Origin of the sequence: Intestinirhabdus alba, assembly GCF_009711095.1 — a bacterium.
GTDB lineage: Bacteria > Pseudomonadota > Gammaproteobacteria > Enterobacterales > Enterobacteriaceae > Intestinirhabdus > Intestinirhabdus alba.
In genome coordinates, this window is record NZ_WMJZ01000127.1 from 1 (window position 1) to 725 (window position 725).

Consider the following 725-nt stretch of genomic DNA (forward strand, 5'->3'; position numbering starts at 1 on the left):
ACGGCGGAGGGGCGCGCGCTCAACCGCCGGGTCGAAATCAGTCTGGTGCCGCAGGCGGGAGCCTGCCGGTTACCGGAGTAACCCCTGCGCCATTGCAGGATGATGGCGCCTTTTAAAACTTAATGGAGTAAACCCGATGGCAATTCCTGTTTATTTGTGGCTGAAGGACGACGGCGGCGCGGACATCAAAGGTTCCGTGGACGTGCAGGATCGTGAGGGCAGCATCGAGGTGGTTGCACAGGCGCATAACCTGTACATCCCGACGGACAACAACACCGGTAAGCTGACCGGCACCCGTATCCACACGCCGTTCCTGTTCACCAAGGAAATCGACGCTTCCAGCCCGTATCTGTACAAGGCGGTGACCACCGGCCAGACGCTGAAAGAGGCGGAGTTTAAGTGGTATCGCATCAACGACGCGGGTCAGGAGGTGGAGTATTTCAACACGAAGCTTGAGAACGTGAAGGTGGTGAAGGTCAATCCGGTGATGCACGACATCAAGGACCCTTCCTACGAGAAGCACAATCACCTGGAGCAGATTGAGCTGCGCTACGAAAAAATCACCTGGACCTACAAGGACGGCAACATCATTCATTCCGACTCCTGGAATGAGCGCGCCACGGCGTAATTGCCCGTCCGGCTACGGGTCGGGCTCCGGTCACGGCGTCAGTAGTGCCGTGGGGCCTGGCCTGAATAATTCAGGGTAATCACCTGATGCGGACGGG

1 protein-coding gene and 1 pseudogene are annotated in these 725 nt (G+C 57.9%); both read left to right on the forward strand.

What is annotated here, in order from left to right:
• Positions 1-81 (forward strand): annotated as a pseudogene (locus tag GJV78_RS24235) (OmpA family protein); the annotation flags it as partial.
• Positions 82-136: 55 nt separating this feature from the next.
• Positions 137-628 carry a type VI secretion system effector Hcp gene (gene hcp / locus GJV78_RS22715; RefSeq protein ID WP_155110313.1) on the forward strand — a complete coding sequence of 164 codons (492 nt, stop codon included), beginning with the start codon at positions 137-139 and terminating at the stop codon, positions 626-628.
• Positions 629-725 lie beyond the last annotated feature (97 nt).

What these genes read in the sequence shown, in the direction of transcription:
- hcp (WP_155110313.1), top strand. Translation starts at nt 137, where the DNA reads ATGGCAATTCCTGTTTATTTGTGGCTGAAGGACGACGGCGGCGCGGAC.